This is a genomic window from Streptomyces sp. NPDC046335 (genome assembly GCF_055587985.1).
In genome coordinates this window covers 156,597-176,853 of the sequence record NZ_JBVJFF010000015.1, presented here as the reverse complement: position 1 = coordinate 176,853, position 20,257 = coordinate 156,597, and the positions used below count along the sequence as shown (strand labels likewise).

Sequence of the window (20,257 nt, the reverse complement as noted above, 5' to 3'; positions counted from 1 at the left end):
CTCCTGGCGCGGTGTCTCGCCGCGCGTCGCTATGCTCGCTTCGTGGGTGAGATCGTGGTGGTGCGCGACGGCTCCGGGCCGGAGGTCCTGCTGGTGCATGGCGGTGCCGGCCCGCGGACGACGTGGGGCGCTCTGGCTCCGCTGTCCGCTCGGTGGACGCTGGCACACGTCCACCGCCGCGGCTATCCGCCGAGTCCACCGCCACAGGACCGTCAGGACTTCGAGGTGGATGCCTTGGACTTGGCGCCGCTGCTCCTCGGCCGCCCGCACGTCGTCGCCCACTCCTACGGTGTCCTGGGGACGTTGATCGCGGCCGCCGCCGCGCCGGGCGGCGTGCGCTCCCTCACTCTGATCGAACCGCCGCTCAACTACCTCGTCTTCGATGATCCCGAGGTGACGCGGCTCGAGCGCATCGGGGACGCGGTCCTCGCCCAGGGGATGGACACGGACCCCGCCGAGCTTCGCGAGTTCCTCCGTCTCGCGGGCGCGCCCATCGGCGACGGCCCGCTCCCGGAGGGCGTGGTCGCCGGTGTTCGGCGGGCACACGGCAGCCGGCCGGCCAGCCAGGCCCGCCCACGACTCGACGTGCTCCGGGGCGTCGGCGTCCCGGTGCTCGTCGCGTCCGGGGACCACTCCCCCGCGCTTGAGCGCATCTGCGACGCCCTCGCGGACGCACTCGGCGGTGAGCGCAGCGTTCATCCGGGCGCTGGACACTTCGTCGCCGCCGCACCGGGCTTCACCGACCGCCTTGAGACCTTCCTGCGCAAGAGCGTCACGTAGTGCCGTTCGCGCCCGCAGCGTGTCGGGTCGCCGCGGCCGCGCCAGTCGCCCATCCCGCTGACTCCCGGGTTGTTACGGCGGCCACCCCTACCGGAGACACCGGGGACACCGCCCTTGAGCCGCAGGTGGAGCGTGCGGTCTCCGCCCGGTACTACACGGCCGTCACTGGTGTGGAGGCTGAGGCGACCGAGCGGCCCGAGAGGTCTAGCGGGTGCCGGCGGCAGGCAGGTTCGGCGTTGACTCGGCCCGCAGCATGCTGCGGCTGTCGGTCGGCGCAGGCAGTGTGGTGATCGGCATGGCGGCGGCCGCAGTCGTGCTCGCGACGTTGCCCTGGGCGTTGCTGCGGATACTGCCGATGCTGCCGGCGATCGCTCTGCCCAGGGCTGGGGTGCGGTTCGCTCCGCGCGCCGTGACTACCTCTCGCGGATGAACCGGGTCGATCACCGTAGGGCGATCTAGTCCCTGCCGGCCTGTCTGGCCCGCTCGCATCCCATCGGGGAGATCCGCGTGCATGCCGCCGGCACGAAGCTCCGGGCCCGGCCTACGACACGCGTCACTGCGCCCAGGCCGCCACTGGGACCTCGGCTCGCGGTCCGGCGTCTTGGCCTTGGGCCATCTTGTTCGGCAGCGAGAGCCGGAAGACCTTGTGCCAGGCGGAGAACACCTGCTTGGGCAGCGGCCCTGTGACGTACTCCAGCTCGTACTTCTCGAACAGTGCGCGCACCTTCACCGCGACCTCCGCGTACCGGTTGCTCGGCAGGTCCGGGAACAGGTGGTGCTCGATCTGGTGCGACAGGTTGCCGGTCATGAAGTGCATGGCCTTGCTGCCGCTGATGTTCGCCGAGCCCATCATCTGGCGCAGGTACCACTGGCCGCGCGTCTCGCCCTCGATCGACCGGCGCTCGAAGACCTGTACGCCTTCGGGGAAGTGCCCGCACATGATCACCGAGTGGGTCCAGATGTTGCGGACCAGGTTCGCGGTGAACGTGGCGGCGAGCGTGTTGAGGAACGACGGGCCCGAAAGCAGCGGGTGGATCACGTAGTCCTTGAGCACCTGCTTGCGGATCTTGCGGCCCACGGCCTTGGCCCGCGCGCGGAACTCCGGGGTCTTGCGGCGGTGCTTCTGCAGGTTCTTGCTGAGCTCCAGGTCGTACGCCGCGATGCCGTACTCGAAGAAGCAGGCGTTGATGAAGTTCCACAGCGGCTGGCCGAGGTGGAACGGGTGCCACTTCTGGTCCTCGTCGACGCGCATGATGCCGTAGCCGAGGTCGTTGTCCTTGCCGATCACGTTGGTGTACGTGTGGTGCAGCTCGTTGTGCGAGTGCTTCCACTGCTCGGAGGGCGAGACGTGATCCCACTCCCACGTGGTGGAGTGGATCTTCGGGTCCCGCATCCAGTCCCACTGGCCGTGCAGGATGTTGTGGCCGATCTCCATGTTGTCCATGATCTTCGCCACGGACAGACCGGCGGTGCCGAGCAGCCACGCGGGCGGGAAGATCGAGAACAGCAGCACGCCCCTGCTGACCAGCTCGAGCTTGCGCTGCGCCGAGATGACCTTACGGATGTAGGCGGCGTCCTTCTCGCCTCGATCGGCGATCACCTCGTCGCGTATCGCGTCCAGCTCGCGGCCAAGCTCTTCGATCTGCTCCGCGGTCAGGTGGGCGGTGGGGTCGATGGCGGTCAAGGTGCTCCTACCGTTCGATGTCGCAAGGGCCCGCCGCGGCGGACACGCAGGTCTGGATGAGGACGCCCGGCTCGGCCTCGGTGATCTCGCCGGTGCGCAGGTCGCGGACGGCGCCCGCCTTGAGCGGTGTGACGCAGCCGAAGCAGATGCCCATGCGGCACCCGGAGGGCATGAGCACGCCGGCCTCCTCGCCGATGTCCAGCAACGGCGTGGCGCCGTCCGCGTCGGCGGTCTTGCCGGTGGTGCTGAACGTGACCTCGCCGCCGTCACCGGCGACGACGATGCTGGGACGGAAGCGTTCGGTGTGCAGACGCTCTTGGACGCCGTGCTCGGTCCAGTGCTCTTCGGCGGCGTCGAGCAGGCCCGCGGGCCCGCAGGCCCAGGTCTCGCGCTCGGCCCAGTCGGGCACGAGTTCGTCGAGACGGGTGATGTCGAGCATGCCGTCCGTGTCGGTGTGCACCTCGGTGAGCCGCAGCTTCTTGTCCGCGACCAGGTCGTGCAGTTCGCTGCGGAAGATCACGTCTTGCGGCTTTGGCGCGCAGTGGACCATGACGACGTCGTCGAACTCGAGGTCGCGCAGCATGCCCATCACGGGCGTGATGCCGCTGCCGGCCGTCATGTAGAGCACCTTGGCGGGCTTGGCCTGCGGCAGCACGAAATCACCGGTCGGCTGGTCGAGCTGGATCAGCGTGCCCGCTTTCGCCCTGCGGACCAGGTGGTTGCTGACCTTGCCGTCCGGCAGCGCCTTCACGGTGATCGTGAAGCGGCCGTCGCGGCGGTTCGTCGGCGAGGTGATGGAGTAGGCACGCCACAGGCGCACCCCGTCGACGTCGATCCCGATCCGCACATACTGACCGGCTGTGTGGCCGCGCCAGCCCCGTCCCGGTCTGATCACGACAGTCGCGGCGTCATCCGTCTCGGGGTGCACGGCCTCGATGCGCCCACGCAGGTCAGCGCCCGCACGCAGCGGGCTGGCCAGGTCGAGGTAGTCCGACGGCAGCAGCGGCGTCGTGACCATCTCCAGCAGTTTCCACGCCCTGCTGCGGAGGGCTGCACTCGTCATGACTCCAGCTTGCTGCGCCTCAAGGTGTAAAGTCCTGACCGCAGGACGTAAATCTGATCGGCTGAATTGTTCGCAGGGAACAAAAACGTGAGCCATGCAATTCGTAGGGCCAGCGAATTGGCCCTGGATGAGACGACGGTCACAGCACTGCGGGCCGCGCTGAAGACCACCGCCGACGAGGTCGTCCAGGCGATCATCGACGAGGTCCCTCCCTACGCCAACGCCCTTTCGGGCCGCATGGGCGCCACCATCCGCCGGGCCGTCCGCACCGCCCTGGGCCACTACCTGGACCTGGCGAGCGGGAACGCCACAGGCGGCGACGCCGGTGACGCGGCCTACGAGCTGGGCCGCGGCGAGGTGCGCGACGGCCGTTCGATGGACGCCCTGCTCAGCGCCTACCGCGTCGGCGCCCGCGTGGCCTGGCGATGCCTGGCAGCGGGTGCCGTACCCGCAGGTCTGCCCGCGGCCGAGGTCGCCAAGTTCGCCGAGCTGACCTTCGCCTACATCGACGAGCTCTCCGCCGCGAGCGCCGCGGGCCACGCCGACGAGCTGGCCGCCCGGGGCAGGGCCCACGAGCGCCACCTGGAAGAGCTGGCCCGCGACCTCCTCGCCGACGCGAGCCCGGACGTGCTCATGGCCTCTGTGCAACGGGCCGGGTGGCAGCCTCCGGTTTCGCTGACCGCGGTCCTGCTGCCCGCCGCCCAGGCCCGGCCGGCCTACCGCGCGCTCAATCCGAGCACCCTCGTCCTCGATGATCTGCCGGATGACACCGGTGTGCTGCTCGTCCCCGATGCCGACCGATCACGTCTCTTGCGGCAGCTGACCGACCGCACCGCCGTGGTCGGCCCGGCCCGGCCATGGACTCGCGCGTCCGCCTCGTACGCACGAGCCGTACGCGCGCGCTCCCTCTCCTCCGATATTCGCGACACCGAGGACCATCTGCCCGAGCTGGTACTGAGCGCCGACGCGGACGCGTTCGCAGACCTGCGTGCCCGAGCCCTCGCACCGTTGCGGACCTTGCCTGTCGCGACCGCACGGCGGCTGGAGGAGACCTTGCGGGCGTGGCTGCTGCACCAGGGCAGGCGGGATGAGGTGGCGGCGGCGCTGTTCGTCCATCCCCAGACCGTCCGGTACCGCATGTCCCAGCTGCGGGAGCTGTTCCCGGATCTCGCATCGCCGCACCGGGTCCTTGAACTGACGCTGGCGGTCGGTCTTCGGGGCGGCTGACGCGTACTTCGACCGTCCACGACCGCGTCCGCGTCCGCGAGCGGTCCAGGGAAACGGGCGAGGCCTCGAGAATGCCGTCGGGGGCGCTGTCTCCGAGAAGCGCGGTGGCGGATACGGCTCGACTGGATCCGGTGGACGATGTCCACCGGTCCGCCCGTCGACGCGCTCATCGAGCATCCGGTCGCCGGGCCGCCGGCCTGGCACACCTCGCGAGGGATGATAGGGACGGAATGACGCAACGTGAAGTCAGGAGCTTCCATGGCAAAGCCGGTTCACCGACCCCGTGAGGACGCGGAGTTCGATTTCATCCTCGGGATGAGCGGAGTTCCGGTCCTCGCATACTTCACCGGGACATGGCCCAAGGCAATCGAGCCCTGCCGAGTGATGGACCTCGTCGTGGGTGGCATCGTCGACGACTACACGGGCCGCCTGACGGCCGTCCGCACCGACATCACGCGTTGCCCGGGCGCAACCGAGCGATACGGGATCACCGCAGCCCCGTCCTACGTCCTGCTGAAGGGAGGAGAGCCGGTGGCGCACGGCACGGGGTCCATGACCATCGCCGAGGTACGGAAGTTCCTGGACGGCCACCTCTGAGCGGCCGCTGCGGCGCGTGGCGGCGAAGCCTGTCACGTCTCGTCACGTCTCGTCACATCTCGTCACGTCTCGTCCATGAGAGCTGCGCCGCCTGAGACACCTTGGGGCTGAGACACCCCCACACGTCACAAAACACCGTCCAGGACAGTCCCCTCCGGCAGCGCCATAGCGCCCATCGCCAGGTCCGTCCACACGGAGGTGACCTCCTGGCCGGACCGGACCGGACCGGGCCGCGCGCCCCTGACCGGAACGGGTCCACGAACGTGCTGTAGGCGCCCGCCCGACGGCTGTGCGACCGCGCCCCGAAGGCGGGCTCGGCTCAGGGTCCGCGCCAGAGGTTGGCGAAGGCAGCGTTCTCGATGGTCCGCCTCTGGCGTACGGCCTCCAGCTCCATCACCGCGTCGTGGACGGCGGCCACCACGGTCGTCACCGCCTCGTCATCGAGGCCGGGCTCATCATCGGATCGTTCGTCGTCGATGCCCAGGACCGAAGAGAGGGCGATCAGGACGGGTTCCTTCTCTTTCCAGCGGTCGGCTGCACGGCGGCGCGCGGGCGTATCGACCAGTTCCACGCGTTCCGAGCCGAAGGGCAACCGGCCGCTTCGCTGCGCCTTCAGCTCACCGTTCTCCTCCAGGGCAACCTGGTACGCGGCCGAGAGGTCCCGGCCCCGGCGCCACAGCCAGTCCTCGATCCGTTCGTAGGGCGCCTGCCGAGTGAGCCCTGCCGCAGCCTCGTCCAGGAACCGATCGTCCAGCGTCACCTGTGCACCCGGCACAATGCTCTCGCCGTCCACGACGAGGACTCCCGCACCGATGAGATCGATCAGCTCGGCTCCCGCGAGTGCGAGGGACAAGTCGCGCTGCCCCACGGAACGCTTCGGGTCCATGGCGATGATGAACAGGTCTTTCGCCGTGGTCATGAACGGCTCCCCTCGGAAACATCGACAAAGGTGCGTGCCCACCAACCGGGCCCGCGCCCGAGGCTTGCCCGGCGGCGGGGCAACAGGTCACCGTCAGTATCACCCGCCCGCGCCGCCGCAGCCTTCTCGCAAGGCGGCGGGAGCTTCTCCCGACGACCTCAGTGACCGGAGGGCCCTAGGCTCCACCTGTCGTTCGGACCACGTATGGGATCTTGAGACCGCGAGCAGCCCATGGCAGGCTCGTGCCGCGTGATCGATGAATTCGCTAAAGACAACCTGCACGGGAGACTGCGGCGGGACCGCAAGGCGCTGCTCTGGAAACTCGACGGCTTGACGGAATACGACGCCCGCCGGCCTTTGACGGCGACCGGGACCAATCTCCTCGGCCTGGTTAAACACGTGGCCACCGTCGAGGCCAGGTACTTCGGCGAGGTCTTCGGCCGCCCATCCCCGGAACCGTTGCCCCGGTGGCAGGACTCCAACGGCAGTGACCTGTGGGCGACCGAGGACGAGACCCGCGTTCAGATCATCGGGTTCTACCGGCGCACGTGGGAACACTCAAACACGACGATCAACGAGCTTCCCCTCGACGCCCCCGGCCACGTGCCGTGGTGGCCGGAACCTCATGCCGACACCAACCTGTTCGCCGTCCTGGTCCATGTCCTCGGCGAGTCCATCCGGCATACCGGGCACGCCGATATCCTGCGCGAGGACCTCGACGGCCGGACCGGGTTGCGCGCCGAACACGAGAAGCAGATCGACGAGGAAGCCCGTGCAGCCTACTGCGCGAAGATCGAGCAGGCCGCAAGGTCGGCCGCACCGATCAAGGCTTAGGCCCAATGCCGTTGGCCAGTGACGGTGTTCAGGGCGTAGTAGAGAACTGTTGCCGGGCCCCGGCAGCCGCCATGCAGGGCCTTGGCGATACCGGCCAGCATGCGGGCGCCAGGACGAGCCGGTGCCGGTCGGTGGGGACCGGCTCGTCCTCTTCATGCCCCCGCGGTGATCAGAGGGTGATGGCGACGTTGTAGGCGCGCAGCCATGCGTCGAGTTGGAGAGTCGTCTCGAGGGCCGCCCGGCTCATGCCCTTCTCCAGAGCCGCGGGCCCGTTGCGGCGGAGGCCCTCGGTGAGGCTGGGGGCCAGGTAGTCCGTGAGGGGACTGGAACCGTCCTGGACGAGATGCGCCAGCCGTTCGCGGAGGGTCTGGTTGTAGGCCTCCGCGCGGATGGAAGGGTAGGGGGTTTTGACGCGCTGGGAGATGGCTTCGGGCAGCAGGTCCTTCATGGCCGCCCGAAGCAGGCTCTTCTCGCGTCCGTCGAAGCTCTTCATGGCCCACGGGATGTTGAAGGTGTACTCCACGAGGCGGTGGTCGGCGAAGGGAACCCGCACCTCCAGCCCGCAGGCCATGCTCATCCGGTCCTTGCGGTCGAAGAGCACTTGCGCGTGGCGGGTGAGTGCCAGGTAGGTGACCTCCCGGTAGCGGGCCTCATTCGGGTCATCGAGATGCTGGTGCGCGGAGATCTCGGACACCGCGGCGCTGTGGCAGTCACGTTCGTAGGAGTCGAGGTCGAGCTTTGCGAGGAGCTCGGGGGCGTACAGGACGTCGTTGCCCTGGTAGTTGTGCCGGCCTTCGTGGACCCAGGGGAAGGTGGTGGCGAAGACCGCGTCGGGGTCGCGCTGCCAGCGGTAGCCGCCGAAGACCTCGTCGCCGCATTCTCCCGAGAGCGCGACGGTGGAATGCCCGCGGACGATGCCGAACAGCATGTGGAGCGAGGCGTGTTCGTCGCCCTTGGCCAGGGGGAGGTCGTAGGCGTTGAGTACGGATGCCCTCAGTTCCGGTGCGAGCAGGTCGGGTGCGCGCAGGGGCAGTTCACTGTGCAGGGATCCCACGTGCTCGGCCAGTAGGCGCGCGTAGACATGGTCCTGGTTCGCGTCCGCTCCGGCCGTGCCGTCGATGTCCGGGTCGCTGACCGAGCAGGAACGTATCGGTCCGAGGCCCTTGCGGTGTCCGGCCCGGGCGGCGAGTGCGGTGAGCGAGCTGGAGTCGAGGCCTCCGGAGAGCAGGGTGCACAGCGGCACGTCCGAGACCATCTGCTGTTCGACCACTGACTCGAGCAGTGTGCGCACCGCGGAGATGGTCTGGTCGAGGGAGTCGGTGTGATCTGCGACCTTCAGCTGCCAGTAGCGGTTCTCCGTGAGCCCCGCCCGGTTGACGCGGACGGTGCATCCCGCCGGGACCTCTCGCATGCCGCGGAACATGGCGTGCCCCGGTACCTTCGCCACCGAGAGGATGTCGCGGAGCCCGTCGGCGTCGACCTCGGCCTTGAATGCGGGGTGGGCGAGGATCGCTTTGGGCTCGGACCCGAAAAGGACCCCTGTCGGAGTCTGGGCGTAGTAGAGCGGCTTGACCCCCATGCGGTCGCGGACGAGGACGAGCTCCTGGCGCCGGGTGTCCCAGACGGCGAAGGCGTAGATGCCTTCGAGGCGGTCCGCGAGCGCGGGGCCCCACTGGAGGTATGCGCGGAGGACGACCTCGGTGTCGCTGCGCGTCTTGAACCGGTGGCCGAGGGCGATGAGCTGGGTGCGCAGTTCGCGGAAGTTGTAGGTCTCGCCGCTGTAGGTCAGTACGGCAGCCGGGGCGGCGGGGTCGTCGGCGGCCATGGGCTGGCAGCCGCCTTCGAGGTCGATGACGGACAGGCGCCGGTGGCCGAGGGCCGCGTGGCGGTCGCTCCACAGTCCCTCCGCGTCGGGGCCGCGGCGGGACATGGTGTCCGTCATGGCCTGCGCGAGGCCCCTGTCGACGGGGTGGGCGAAGTCCACCCACCCTGCTATACCGCACATGGCTTTTACTCCTGACAGTGATGAGTGTGATGGTCCGGGCCGGAAGGGAGTGGGCTGCCGCCGTCACTACAGGCGTGCGACGTGCGCCTGCACACGGGCGGTGCCCCGGGTGTCGAGGAGCCGGGGCGCGCGGCGCTCGATCATCTCCATGTCGAAGACGGAGTGCCGCTGAAGGAGGATCGCCAGCTCGGTGCTGTCCAGGGCGGCCGTGATCTCCGGTTCGGCCCGCACGGGTGTGCCGTCGACCTCCCAGGCGGGAATGTGCGGGTCGTGGTAGGAGACTTCGGCACCCAGGGTGCGGAGCCTTCTGACGACGTCCCGGGCGGAGGTCTCACGCTGATCGGCGATGTCCGCCTTGTACGTGACGCCGAGGAGCAGGACTCTTGCTCCGCTGAGGGTGGTGCCGCTCGCGTCGAGGAGGAGCTGTGCCCGCTCGACCACGTAGCGCGGCATGCGGGTGTTGATCTCCTGGGCCAGCTCGACCATGCGGAAGGGGTAGCCGAGCGTACGGACCTTGTGGGCGAGGTAGTTGGGGTCGATGGGGATGCAGTGTCCGCCCACGCCGGGGCCGGGGCGGAACGCCTGGTAGCCGAAAGGCTTGGTGGCGGCGCAGGAGATGGAGTCCCAGAGGTCGATGCCGAGTTCGTGGGAGAAGATAGCCATCTCGTTGACCAGGGCGATGTTGACGTGCCGGTAGGTGTTCTCGATGAGCTTGGCCATTTCGGCCTCGCGGGTGCCGGCGGCCTGGACGACGACGTCGACGAACTTTCCGTAGAAGGCGGCGGCGACGGTGGCGCAGCCGGGCGTGTATCCGCCGACGACCTTGGGAGTGTTGCGGATGTTGTAGATCTTGTTGCCCGGGTCGACGCGTTCGGGCGAGAACGCCAGGTGGAAGTCCGTGCCACCCCTGAGCCCGGACTTCTCGAGGATGGGCAGGACCACCTCGTCGGTGGTGCCGGGGTAGGTCGTCGATTCGAGCACCACCAGGGTGCCCGGCCGCAGGTGGCGGCTGATCATGGCGCAGGCGCTCTCGACCATGGCCAGGTCGGGGCCGCCGTGCGGGGACAGCGGGGTGGGGACGCAGATGACGACGGTGTCCGCCTCGGCGACGACGTGCTCGTCGGTGGTCGCGGTGAAGCCCTGGGAGCGCAGGGCGGCCACGGTGGCGTCGTCGATGTCGTCCACATGGGAGATGCCGTCGTTGAGCCTGGCCACGGTCTCGGCATTGAGGTCGAGGCCCGTGACGGTCAGGCCGCAGCGGCCGGCTTCGACCGCCAGGGGCAGGCCCACGTACCCAAGGCCAATGACAACGAGATCGCTGCGCACAGCGTGCTCCTTCTGAAGGTGGGGTGGGGAGGGTGCGGGGGCGGGATTCGCCGGAGATTCGCCGGGGGTGGCTCTCTGTCTCAGTTGCTGCGCGCGCGGACGGCCACGAGAGCCACGAGGAGCGTGGGCACCAGCAGCAGCGCGAACGCGGTCGCATAGCCGCCGAGGGTGCTCGTGCCTACGGCCAGACAGCCGTTGAGGACCGCGGTGGTGAGGGCCAGGATCACGACCTGCCCGAGGTTCATGTTGGTCTGCATCGCGCTGGTGGTGTGTCCCTGCCGGTGCGGTGCGCTGTGGTTGAGGGAAAGGACCGTGACGCAGGGGTCGAGCAGGCCCATGCCGACGGCGGCGAGCGGCATGGCCGCGACCGCGGTGAACGGGGACACGCCGGAGAAGCTGCCCATCACCGCGAAGCCGACGGACGCGGCCATGACCAGCGCTCCGACGGTGACGAGCCGATGGCGGGCCACGTGCTGGAGGAGGTTGCCCTGTATCCAGGAGGAACCTGCCCACAGGACGGCGGAGGCGGTGAACGCCACACCGACCACCACCGCGTCCACGTCGCGCTCCGTGATCAGCATCAGGGGCACCAGCGCTTCCACGGTGAAGTAGCTGCCGGAGGTGAGACCTCGCATGAGCACCGCGGTCGGCAGTCCCCGGGCACTGCTCCACGTTCCCCGGGGCAGCAGCTTGGGGGCGAACGCCACCAGGAGCGCGACGCCCACGGCGACGAAGAGCAGGTGGTGGAAATCCCACTCGGACACGCCGTACTGGCCGAGCGCCGCCCCCAGGCTGAGGAGTGCGGCGACCAGCAGCGGCGGACGTGCGGCGCGTTCCTCCTCCGGCGGGATGTCGGCGGGGGCGGAGTCCCGGCCGCCCGCAGGGCCTGACCGCAGGACGAACACCAGGACGACGGCGGGCAGCGCGGTGAGCGCGGCGAGGCCGTAGAAGACCGCGCGCCAGGACCAGAGTTCGGCCACGACGCCGGCAAGGGGCGGACCGACCAGGGACGGAATGACCCAGCTCGCGCTCATCATGGCAAGCATGCGGGGGCGCAGGTACTCCGGGTAGGACTGGCCGATCGCGGTGGTCACCGACACCGCGACCATCCCCGCGGCCATGCCGTCGACGAACCGGCCCAGGGCGAGCTGCCAGATGGAGACGCTGGACGCGGACACCAGCAGCGTCACCACCGCCAGGGCCATGCCCAGCGCCAGCGGACGACGGGCACCGGCCCGGTCGGCCCAGTGTCCGCCAAGGACGCCTCCGAAGAGGCTGGCTGCCACGAAGCAGCCGGCGACCATCGGGAACAGCGGCACTCCGTCGAGGTCCTTCGCGGCGGTCGGCAGCGTGGGCACGACGGCCAGCGCGGCGAAGCCGGTGAGGAACATGACGACGGCGAAGGTCGTGGTCGCGGCGGCGTACCGCCGGGAGAAGAGCCCGGGGCCGGCGTCGGCGTCCTTGGCCAGACGCGTCTGCTCGTCAGGCATCGCTGCTCCGGTACGGTGCCGCCGTCTCGGGGTCGTGGATGTCGCAGGCGAGCCACTGCGCGAGCGCGCGCGCCCCGCTGTGCACGGACGCGGAGGGCCGCCAGCCCGTCTCCGCGGTGATCAGAGCGGTGGTCATACGGGGCCGGCTCGGGGTGCGGTCGGCGGAGCTCTGCTCCCACGGGGTGCGGCGCGCCGTCTCCGCGACGAGTTCCGCGAGTTCGGCCTCCTCGAAGTGCGCCGAGGCGACGTTGTAGACCGGCGAACGCGCCGGGCCCGCGAGGATGGCGGCGAGTGCTCCCGCGGTGTCGCGGTGGTCGACGATCTGGTGGTCGCGCCCTTCGACGAGGACCATGGGGCGGCGGGTCCAGGCCTGGAGCATCCAGGTGGCCATGACGCCCTCCAGCGGAGCGTGGGGCCCCACCTGCTCCGCGAGTCGGACGACCTGCACGGACGTGGCCGTCTCCGCGCCCCACCGCAGGATCGCCTGCTCCTCGTCCCACCAGGCGGCCGCTTCCTCGTCGAGGGGGCGGACGTGCAAGGCGTCCTCCGCGCCCTGGTCTGCCGCCGCGCCACGGTAGACGGCGGCTGAACCGAGATGCACCACGCGCTGGATCCCCAGCTTCTCCGCGTGGGCGAGCGTTTGCGGTGTACGGGTTCCACGGTTCCGGTCGCCGAGGTGGATCAGGGCAGCGGGTGTCTGCCCCTCGTAGGCGCCGAGTTCGCTGACATAGGTCGCGCCGCGTCCTTCGTCCCCGAGCAGCCGGGCCAGTCGATCGCCGAAGGCCCGGTCGCCACCGGTGACGACGACGGGATCGGTCACCGGGCCGGCATCTGCCGTGAGCGGCGGACGGGGGTGCCCGGCGGCCCGTGCCGCCAAGCCGGCGTCGAACGCCTCCAGGGCCAGTGCACGGAGCGCGGGAATCATATCGATGAGCTCTGCACCGGTGTAGTCCTCGCACAGGCCCCCGGGGCCCAGCGAGTCCATCACGGCACGTGCCACATCGGGTTCGACGGGGCCTGCGGCGAGGTCCGCGCAGACGACTCCCGTGGCAAAGGCGGTGAGCCACAGGTGTCGGCGGGCGGCGGCGGGAAGTTCCGGCTGCCCGGCCTCCGCGAAGCCGCTGTCGCAGGCCTCCGCCAAGTGGATGCGGTGCAAGTACGTCTCGGTGTCCAGGAACTCCCAGCGCTCGCCGTACCGCACGCCGCACTTGGCCTCGCCGTACTGGAAGAACGGCACCACCGGGAACGAGGAGGCAACCGTGTCGGTGACCTCGCCCGCCCGGTCGGTGAAGTACGTCGCTCGCCGCCATCCGTGCTTGCTGTTGCCGGCCAGGCTGGGAACGTCGTCGTGGTCGACGGTGCTGGGAACCGCGAGCCGGACCGGGATCTTCAACGTCTTGAGGTAGCGCTGCACCACGACGTCGTACGGCCAGCCATCACCGTGCTCGGCCGCGAACCGGGCGTACCCTCGCGCCGCTTCGGCAGGCAGCATCAGCGCGAGTGACGGCACGTGTTCGTCGATGGCGTGGGCCCAGTGGGCGCCGGTCAGCGCTCCCAGGCGTACGACGCCGCTGTTGCGGCCTTCCCAGCCCTCGTAGAAGGCGACGGCTTCGCCGGGGAAGGCGGCGGCGGCCTGCTCGACGTAGGGGAAGAACCCTTCGGCCAGGATCACGTCGTCCTGGAAGACGATGTGATGGGTCGCAGCCTCTCCCACGCAACTCCAGGACGGATTGGCGGTCCGCAGGGCGGTCGGGGGCCCCGAAGGGTCGGGATCCGTGATGACCTGGATGCGGCCCCGGGCATCCAGCGCGGCGATTCCCTGTGCCGCGGCAAGCCTTCTGGGGTGGGTCATCACCGCGCCTGTGAGCACGACTGCCTTCACGGGTCACCTTCCGGTTCGTCGGTGCCGGGCCGGCGATGGGGGCCGGCCCGGCGGTGTCGAGTTGCGTGTGCGGGCGGGGGCGTCGGCCCTCCGCCGCGCGGTTAGTCCTGGGCGTCGGAGTTGCGGACCTGCCGCACGTTCTCGTTGAGACCGTGATCGGCGCCGCGCTCGCGTTCCAGCCGGATCATGGCCGCGGGCCGGTAATTGAGGATGTACGCCCGGCGGGTGGCGCTCGTGGTGTTTCCTCGCGAGGAGTGCAGGGTGGCCCCGGAGTGCGCCACTGCCTCGCCCGCCCGCACGGGCACGGGGGTGGCGCCGGGCTCGTCCTCCGAGCAGTCGCATTCGATGTTCTTGCCGTCGCTGGTGGGACGGTGCGGCCGGATCGGCTGTTTGTGGGAGCCCTGGACGTACCACATGCAGCCGTTGTCGAGGCTCGCGTCGTCCATCGCTATCCAGATCGAGACGGCGCGGCGGTCGGGCATGTCGACCCAGTAAGCCTCGTCCTGGTGCCAGGGGGTCGCCACAGCCGTGTGCGGATCCTTGTGGATCATCATGTCGAAGTCGAGTTCCGCGTCGTCTCCGATGAGCTCGCGAGCAACCGCCAGCGCCTTGTCGTGCAGCGGGAGTTCACGCAGCGGGGGATGGAGCGCGGACGGCCACATGATCTGCGTGATGTTCTCGCGCACCCCCTCCTTGCGTGCGATGTGCGAGCCGAGGTCGGACCGCTTGTCCCCGGTCTCGATGTCTCCGCTCAGGAGCCGGTCGTAGATCGCCCTGTAGACCTCGAGATCGCCCGGCGAGATGACTTCTCCCACCACGGCGTATCCGTCGTCTGCGAACTTCTGGGCCAACTCGGAAACCACTTGCGTGGTCAAACTGAACAACCCCTTCGTTTGCCTATGTTTCGTCGGCACAGCGCTGCGTGGAAAACGCTGCATAGCACGGACGGAGCAGCCGACTACGGAAATTCGACGAGGCCTCCACAGGTTGGTCTATACCTGTGGGCCGATCCGGACACTAGGCGGGACATCTTCGGCAGGTCAAGGTCATTCGGCTGGCCAGGACATCAACGCACCTGGTCACGCACCTGGTTGAGGCGTCATCAGTCTCCGTACCATGCCTGCTCAGAGTGCATACCACCTCACTCACAGCGAGCATGGCGCCGCAGCCGGGCATTGCAAAGATCGCTGCGGCCGGGCATGATCCAGCCGGCGAAGGAATTGGCACGGCGCCGCCGACAGGTCACTCATTCGCTCATCGGGCACGGGGATCACTGCCCCTCCGGCGCCGCCTGACAGTACTCACGCAAGGGTGCGAAACACCGCGCGAAGGGTGCGAAATATCGCGCGGGTGACACAGAACCCAGGTTCTTGCGAATACCGTAAAGCGCTTACTGGACGCGAAAAGCATGCGGTGCATGCGGAATGACCCAGAACGCAGCCATAACGGACACCTGACCCATCGACCGTCGCAGCAGCACAGAATCGGAGAGAGCGGTGCCCAACAGTCCGCAGGTCCAGGCCGCAGTACAGCGAAACCCCTATGCATACATGCTGGATGACGCCGAACTCACCTCCCTGCTCCAGTCCCTGGGCGAACGGCGCGCCGAAAGCATCCTCCGGAACTCCACCACCGCGCCGGGCCACGCCCCACGCGGCCCGTACCCCCGGCCCGCGATGGGTTTCGTCATCCTCGACCCGACGGCAGACGCCCGCGTCGGCCAAGCCGACGCCGTCCTGGGCGCCATCACCATCGGGAGCGACGCCCGGCGCTTCCTCCCGAAGGCCGCGGCGAAGGCCTCAGTGCACCGCCGTCTCGGCCACAACAATGGAGTGGCCGTCCACACAGACCCTCACCTGCTCGGGAACGGGGCATTCCGCTACGGCCACTCCGCCGAAGTCCGCGGCATCGTCGTCGCCGCCAGCTCCCAGACCCCCGATCAGGACCTCTTCGAGGCATCCCGTCTCGCCACCGACCTCGTCGAGGAACTCACCGCCCGTCACCTCGCATTCGAATGGGAGCAAGGGGAGACCGACTGGCTCACCTCCGACGGTAAGACCCCTGCCGAGTACACGGAAATGATGGCCTGGTACCCACACGGCAGCGCCCGCTCGGAGTAGAAACCTCAGTCGGCGTGCCCCCGCCGTCATCTCCATCTACCTGGCTCAACTACGCGGCTCCCACTCGGGTCGCGCACGCGCCGGAGGAGAATGACGGTTTCAACCCGTAGCTCGGCACGACGTCGTGAGAGTGACACAGCCGTCCAGGTCAACGTGTGGACGACCGACGCCGTGGTACGGCGACTTACCTCTGCGTCCTTCGTATGACTGCGGTTCCGTATTGGAAGGCAGGCTCATGCGGGGCCGTCCATCTGTCCGGCGAATGTCCAGGTGAGTGTGGCGCCATTCGGGCAGGTTCAAAGGCGTGCCATCTGCAACTCGCCGATGGTCCGCAGGCCGACTTGCGCCGGCAGCCAGGCTGCCCGTTGGGCTTCGAACTGTTTCACGTGGATGTACACCGTGTGGTCCCGCGCGGGCTCCTCAAGGCACCTCTGCTGCCCCAGCAGTCGAGGCCGGCCTGCGGAGCCTCAGGCCCGACGGGGAGTCGCCATTGCGCGAGGAGCCGTGCCGGTCGGCCCCGTAGGACCACCAGTCAGCATCCGGCATGGCTCCGGTCAACCGCTCCAGCTCGCAGGTCGTGGTGACCCGTGCCTCGAAGTCGACTTCGAGGTCCCCGGTGTCAGCGGGGGCAAGCAGTCTGCCAAGTCGCCCCGCCGGTCCGCGATCGAAAACGTGAACAACCCCCCGACTCAGCGGTCGAGGGTGCGGCCGCGGTCGACCGCGCACCGCCGGTTCGTGATCCGGTCCAGAGCCGGTGTCTGGGGCCGGCTGCACGAGGCCGTACTGCACCGGCTGAATGACGCCGGGCTCGTGGATGTCACCCTTGCCCGCTTCACCAAGCGTCTGTAAGCGAATAGCCCCTGCCCGGCCGTTGCCGCCGCTCGAATGTCAGGCGGCGCTGCGCTAGTGGGCGGGGCCGCCGCGCCACTCCACCCGCTGCGGGTCGTTCAGGATGGCCTCGGGTTCGGCGACGCCGACGCCATCGAGTAAAGCGACCAGGCCGTGGTCGTTGTAGGCGGTGCCGAGGATCTCGTCTCGGCCGCTGCTGTGCACCGTGACTCTCCGGCCGCCCGGGAGGGAGGGCAGGTGCACGACGGTCGGCCGCGCTGCTCACGCCTCCCAGCGTGCCCCGGGGCCGGTTCGGCGTGCGAGTCGGCCCGGGACGACGGTCAGGGGGTGTCGCCGCCGTCACCCGGGTGACGAAGGTGTTGCCTGGGTCGAGCAGGAGCTCCAGCAGTGGACCGACCTCCTGCGTCTCGGCGAATCCTGCTAGGCATGACCGGCATCCGCCCGGTCACGGTAGTCGTGGCTTCGCCCGAGCTCACCGAGCGCCACGGTGGCTGCACGCCGCCGGTCGCTTTCCACCTGCTTGCCCACCCCTCCCGCGATTTCCGGTCAAGTACCAGCGCGGCACCCTCCGGTTGATCGCTGAGACAGCGCGGAGTTCAGAGACGTCGAGGCGCAGGTCCAGCTGGCCGGTCTCGGAGTGGAAGGCGACGGCAGCCTCGATGTCGGGCCAGCAGTCCAGCACGGTGTCGTCGGCGGCCGGGAGGTCCCAGGCACGGTCGGCCATCAGGCCCTGGAGCACGGCGGCGAACTCGGACGGCTCCCGGCCGTCACGCTGCACGCCCCCGGAAGAGCGGCGGCGGCGCCGAACTCCGCCGGCATCTCCCGCCACTACCCGCCTGCCTGAACCGCCAGTTCACACCTCAAACTGCTTCCGCAGCCGCTGCGGGATACGGGCCGTACTCACCGATCGGCGGGTATGGCTTGGCTCGACGAACATCCGCTCCACATCGGCCAGTTGCCCTACTGATCACAACTCAATACCTTTCCTGGCAGGGCCACTTCGCCCGGGCCATGCCGAAACATGCCCCCCTCGCGGTCCTCACGCTCTTCAGCCACCACCGCGCAGGACACGATGTTCGCCACCACCATTCTCATAGCTCTACGCGCGTTTCGGACCGAGCATCTACTGTGGTCTGAATCCAGTTGTGAGGGGGGCGCATGCAAGGCGAAGACAGGCCCGGAGCCGGTGGTGGCTCCGGAGAGCCGTGGGCGGACAGCACGCCTCAGCAGGCGGGCTCAGGGGCGGCTCAGCAATGGCCCACGGAACCGTTTCACGGAGCCTCGTCCACGCCTGACCACCCGCATGCGGTGATCGAGGGCCGCTACGAGCTGGTGGAACCGATCGGCAGCGGCGGCATGGGCGAGGTGTGGAAGGCCCACGACCGGCGGCTGCGCCGGTTCGTCGCCATAAAGGGTCTGCTCAACCGGAACGCCGTGGCCGCTGGTTCCCAGGCCGCGGCGATGCAACGGGCACGCCGGGAGGCGGAGGCCATAGCCAAGATCGAACACCCGAACGTGGTGACGGTCCACGACCAGCTCGAGACCGACAACCAGGTCTGGATCGTGATGAAGCTGCTCGACGCCGGGTCGTTGGCGGACCTGCTGCACGAGCAGAGGGTGCTCGCCGTGCCGAGGGCGGCGGACATCGGCCACCAAATCCTCCAGGGTCTGCGGGCGGTGCACGCGGCGTCCGTCCTCCACCGCGACGTGAAGCCGGCCAATGTACTGGTCCGGGACGACGGGCACGTGATCCTGGTGGACTTCGGGATCGCGACGTTCGAGGGAGCCACCCCGCTGACCCGGTCCGGCAGCGTCATCGGCACACCCCCGTACCAGGCGCCCGAACTGTTCTTCAGCGGACCCACCCCCGCCTCGGATCTGTGGGCACTGGGGGTCGTGCTGTACGAGATGGTCGAGGGCAGCCGTCCCTTCGGCGGCAGGGAGTCCTGGGAGGTCCAGGCGAGCATCAAGGAGTCGCCGCACCCGGTCCTGCGGTACGCGGGTCCCCTCACCCCGGTGATCCAGGGGCTGCTGCGCACGAATCCCGATGAGCGCCTGGACACGTCCACGGCGGACAGCATGCTGCGCGAGGTGCTGGGCGCTCCATCGAACGCCGCCCCCGCCGGGGCCGCGCCGCAGCCGCCGAAGCGCGAATCGGAGCCCGTACCCGCACGCGAACCCGGACCGGAGCGCGCGTTCGCCCCGGCTCCCCCGAGTGCCTCCGCTCCCCCGGCCGCCCCGAAGAAGGACCCGCGGTCCGGCTCCCAGAAAGGCGCGAAGAGGGCGGTAGCGGTGGCTCTCGCCGTGGTGTTGCTGGCCACCGCCGGCTGGTTCGTGACGAACGGAGCCGGCTTGGGAGGTAAGGACAAGGACAAGGTCAGCGATGCCGCCAGCCCGGACGGCCGGGGTGGCGACGCCGAGACACAGGCATGGAAGGACTGGAAGAAGGCTCATCCCCAGTTGAAGATCGGCGTCAAGGCCGATCAGCGAGGGCTGAGCCTGAGGAAGCGAAAGGACAGCGAAGGGAATCACACATACGAGGGCTTCGACATCGACATGGCCTACAAGGTCGCCCGGGACCTGGGATACGAGGACAAGGACGTCAAGTTCGTCGATGTCACGTCCGGGAACCGGGACAGTCACCTGAAGAGAAAGGCGGTGGATCTCGTCATCGCCTCGTACACCATGAGGAAAAGCGCCGAGATCGAGTTCGTCGGCCCGTACTACGAGGCGGGCCGGGGGTTCCTGGTGCGCAAGAACTCGTTGCGGCACGGGGAGATCAAGGACGCCAGCTATCTGAAGGACAAGAAGGTGGAGGTGTGCACCGCCAAGGGTTCGACCTACGCGAAGGACCTTCCCTCGCTCGGCTTCACCCTGATGAAGTCGCTGCCGGCCACCTACCAGTACTGCCTGGAGCAGTTGATGAGCGGGCAGACAACCATCTACGCAGTGGCCTCGGACGACGCCGTTCTCGCGGGCTACGCCCAGTCGAACAAGGTCAAGATGCTGGACACCATCGAAGGTACGGAGGAATACGGTGTGGCCATGCGTTCCGGGACGCCGGTCCTGAAGAAGAAGGTGTGCTCGGCGGTGACAGCGATCCTTGAGGACACGCCGGGGTGGAATTCCATGTACCAGAAGAATCTGGCCCCTCTGCTCAAGAAGCCCACGCTGGGCGTCCCCGACCTGAACCCGAAGGTGTGCCCGGAGAGCTGAGCGGACCCGGCTCGGCCGCGGCCGGTCTGGTGCTCGCCGGCATGGGCCTGATGCTGCACTTCCAGATCACACCGTCACACCGTCAACTGCTTCCGCAGCCGAGCGGGGTATCGTCACCTGGCCGCCGTTGCCGTACCTCATCCAGCGCCGGATCGACTGGAAACGCGGCGTCATCAGCACGAACATGCTCTACCAGTTACTCAACGACATCCTGGCCCGAACCGACCGCCCTCACCAACCAGACGGGCGAGCCCCTGCACTTCAC

16 protein-coding genes and 2 pseudogenes are annotated in these 20,257 nt (G+C 68.9%); 7 read left to right on the top strand and 11 right to left on the bottom strand.

The window, feature by feature from the left end:
* The first annotated feature begins 42 nt into the window (after nt 1–42).
* Nucleotides 43–780 (top strand): alpha/beta fold hydrolase, encoded by a 738-nt coding sequence (locus tag ACZ6JY_RS33000; protein ID WP_469201862.1) that lies wholly within the window; start codon nt 43–45, stop codon nt 778–780.
* A gap of 204 nt (nt 781–984) precedes the next feature.
* Here the strand turns inward: ACZ6JY_RS33000 and ACZ6JY_RS32995 are convergent, their stop codons facing one another.
* The 3 genes and pseudogenes from ACZ6JY_RS32995 to ACZ6JY_RS32985 all read right to left on the bottom strand — a co-directional run bounded on the left by ACZ6JY_RS32995 (nt 985) and on the right by ACZ6JY_RS32985 (nt 3,527).
* Nucleotides 985–1,224 (bottom strand): hypothetical protein, encoded by a 240-nt coding sequence (locus ACZ6JY_RS32995; protein WP_469201979.1) that lies wholly within the window; start codon nt 1,222–1,224, stop codon nt 985–987.
* Nucleotides 1,225–1,365: 141 nt separating this feature from the next.
* Nucleotides 1,366–2,464: pseudogene (locus ACZ6JY_RS32990) on the bottom strand (fatty acid desaturase family protein); the annotation flags it as partial.
* Between the two features lie 7 nt (nt 2,465–2,471).
* Nucleotides 2,472–3,527, bottom strand: a complete 1,056-nt coding sequence (locus tag ACZ6JY_RS32985) for a ferredoxin reductase (RefSeq protein ID WP_469201859.1) — start codon at nt 3,525–3,527, stop codon at nt 2,472–2,474.
* 87 nt (nt 3,528–3,614) lie between these two features.
* On the opposite strand from ACZ6JY_RS32985, the gene ACZ6JY_RS32980 reads away from it, so the two are divergent.
* Together ACZ6JY_RS32980 and ACZ6JY_RS32975 are read left to right on the top strand one after the other, a co-directional pair.
* Nucleotides 3,615–4,754 (top strand): PucR family transcriptional regulator, encoded by a 1,140-nt coding sequence (locus ACZ6JY_RS32980; protein WP_469201858.1) that lies wholly within the window; start codon nt 3,615–3,617, stop codon nt 4,752–4,754.
* Nucleotides 4,755–5,012: 258 nt separating this feature from the next.
* Nucleotides 5,013–5,351 carry a thioredoxin family protein gene (locus ACZ6JY_RS32975; protein WP_469201856.1) on the top strand — a complete coding sequence of 113 codons (339 nt, stop codon included), beginning with the start codon at nt 5,013–5,015 and terminating at the stop codon, nt 5,349–5,351.
* 319 nt (nt 5,352–5,670) lie between these two features.
* Here ACZ6JY_RS32975 and ACZ6JY_RS32970 read toward each other — a convergent pair whose 3' ends face one another.
* The gene (locus ACZ6JY_RS32970; protein WP_469201854.1) at nt 5,671–6,270 is read right to left on the bottom strand and encodes a GOLPH3/VPS74 family protein; all 600 of its coding nucleotides are present in this window, start codon (nt 6,268–6,270) and stop codon (nt 5,671–5,673) included.
* Between the two features lie 249 nt (nt 6,271–6,519).
* Between ACZ6JY_RS32970 and ACZ6JY_RS32965 the strand changes: the two genes are divergently transcribed.
* On the top strand, nt 6,520–7,104 hold the full coding sequence (locus ACZ6JY_RS32965; RefSeq protein ID WP_469201851.1) for a DinB family protein: 585 nt from the start codon (nt 6,520–6,522) through the stop codon (nt 7,102–7,104).
* A gap of 169 nt (nt 7,105–7,273) precedes the next feature.
* Here ACZ6JY_RS32965 and asnB read toward each other — a convergent pair whose 3' ends face one another.
* From asnB to ACZ6JY_RS32940, 5 genes are all read right to left on the bottom strand, one after another.
* Nucleotides 7,274–9,109: an asparagine synthase (glutamine-hydrolyzing) gene (asnB, locus tag ACZ6JY_RS32960; RefSeq protein WP_469201849.1), complete on the bottom strand. Its 1,836-nt coding sequence runs from the start codon at nt 9,107–9,109 to the stop codon at nt 7,274–7,276.
* A gap of 66 nt (nt 9,110–9,175) precedes the next feature.
* Nucleotides 9,176–10,435, bottom strand: coding sequence for a nucleotide sugar dehydrogenase (locus ACZ6JY_RS32955; protein WP_469201847.1), 1,260 nt, complete (start codon nt 10,433–10,435; stop codon nt 9,176–9,178).
* A gap of 80 nt (nt 10,436–10,515) precedes the next feature.
* A complete protein-coding gene (locus tag ACZ6JY_RS32950) occupies nt 10,516–11,925 on the bottom strand; it encodes an MFS transporter (RefSeq protein ID WP_469201845.1) in 1,410 nt (469 codons plus the stop codon).
* Nucleotides 11,918–13,807 (bottom strand): NAD-dependent epimerase/dehydratase family protein, encoded by a 1,890-nt coding sequence (locus ACZ6JY_RS32945; protein WP_469201843.1) that lies wholly within the window; start codon nt 13,805–13,807, stop codon nt 11,918–11,920. Before ACZ6JY_RS32945 ends, ACZ6JY_RS32950 begins: the two co-directional genes overlap by 8 nt.
* Nucleotides 13,808–13,908: 101 nt before the next feature.
* Entirely contained in the window at nt 13,909–14,682 is a 774-nt protein-coding gene (locus tag ACZ6JY_RS32940) for a phytanoyl-CoA dioxygenase family protein (RefSeq protein WP_469201841.1), read from the bottom strand.
* A gap of 675 nt (nt 14,683–15,357) precedes the next feature.
* On the opposite strand from ACZ6JY_RS32940, the gene ACZ6JY_RS32935 reads away from it, so the two are divergent.
* Both ACZ6JY_RS32935 and ACZ6JY_RS32930 read left to right on the top strand, forming a co-directional pair.
* Complete coding sequence (locus ACZ6JY_RS32935; protein WP_469201839.1) at nt 15,358–15,927, top strand: hypothetical protein; 570 nt, start codon at nt 15,358–15,360, stop codon at nt 15,925–15,927.
* A gap of 711 nt (nt 15,928–16,638) precedes the next feature.
* A pseudogene (locus ACZ6JY_RS32930) lies at nt 16,639–16,749 on the top strand (IS5/IS1182 family transposase); the annotation flags it as partial.
* 81 nt (nt 16,750–16,830) lie between these two features.
* Here ACZ6JY_RS32930 and ACZ6JY_RS32925 read toward each other — a convergent pair.
* Together ACZ6JY_RS32925 and ACZ6JY_RS32920 are read right to left on the bottom strand one after the other, a co-directional pair.
* On the bottom strand, nt 16,831–16,980 hold the full coding sequence (locus ACZ6JY_RS32925) for a hypothetical protein (RefSeq protein WP_469201837.1): 150 nt from the start codon (nt 16,978–16,980) through the stop codon (nt 16,831–16,833).
* A gap of 268 nt (nt 16,981–17,248) precedes the next feature.
* Nucleotides 17,249–17,554 carry a hypothetical protein gene (locus tag ACZ6JY_RS32920; RefSeq protein WP_469201836.1) on the bottom strand — a complete coding sequence of 102 codons (306 nt, stop codon included), beginning with the start codon at nt 17,552–17,554 and terminating at the stop codon, nt 17,249–17,251.
* A gap of 380 nt (nt 17,555–17,934) precedes the next feature.
* Here ACZ6JY_RS32920 and ACZ6JY_RS32915 point away from each other — a divergent pair, with 380 nt between their 5' ends.
* Nucleotides 17,935–19,992 carry a serine/threonine-protein kinase gene (locus ACZ6JY_RS32915; protein WP_469201834.1) on the top strand — a complete coding sequence of 686 codons (2,058 nt, stop codon included), beginning with the start codon at nt 17,935–17,937 and terminating at the stop codon, nt 19,990–19,992.
* The last annotated feature ends 265 nt before the right edge of the window (nt 19,993–20,257 follow it).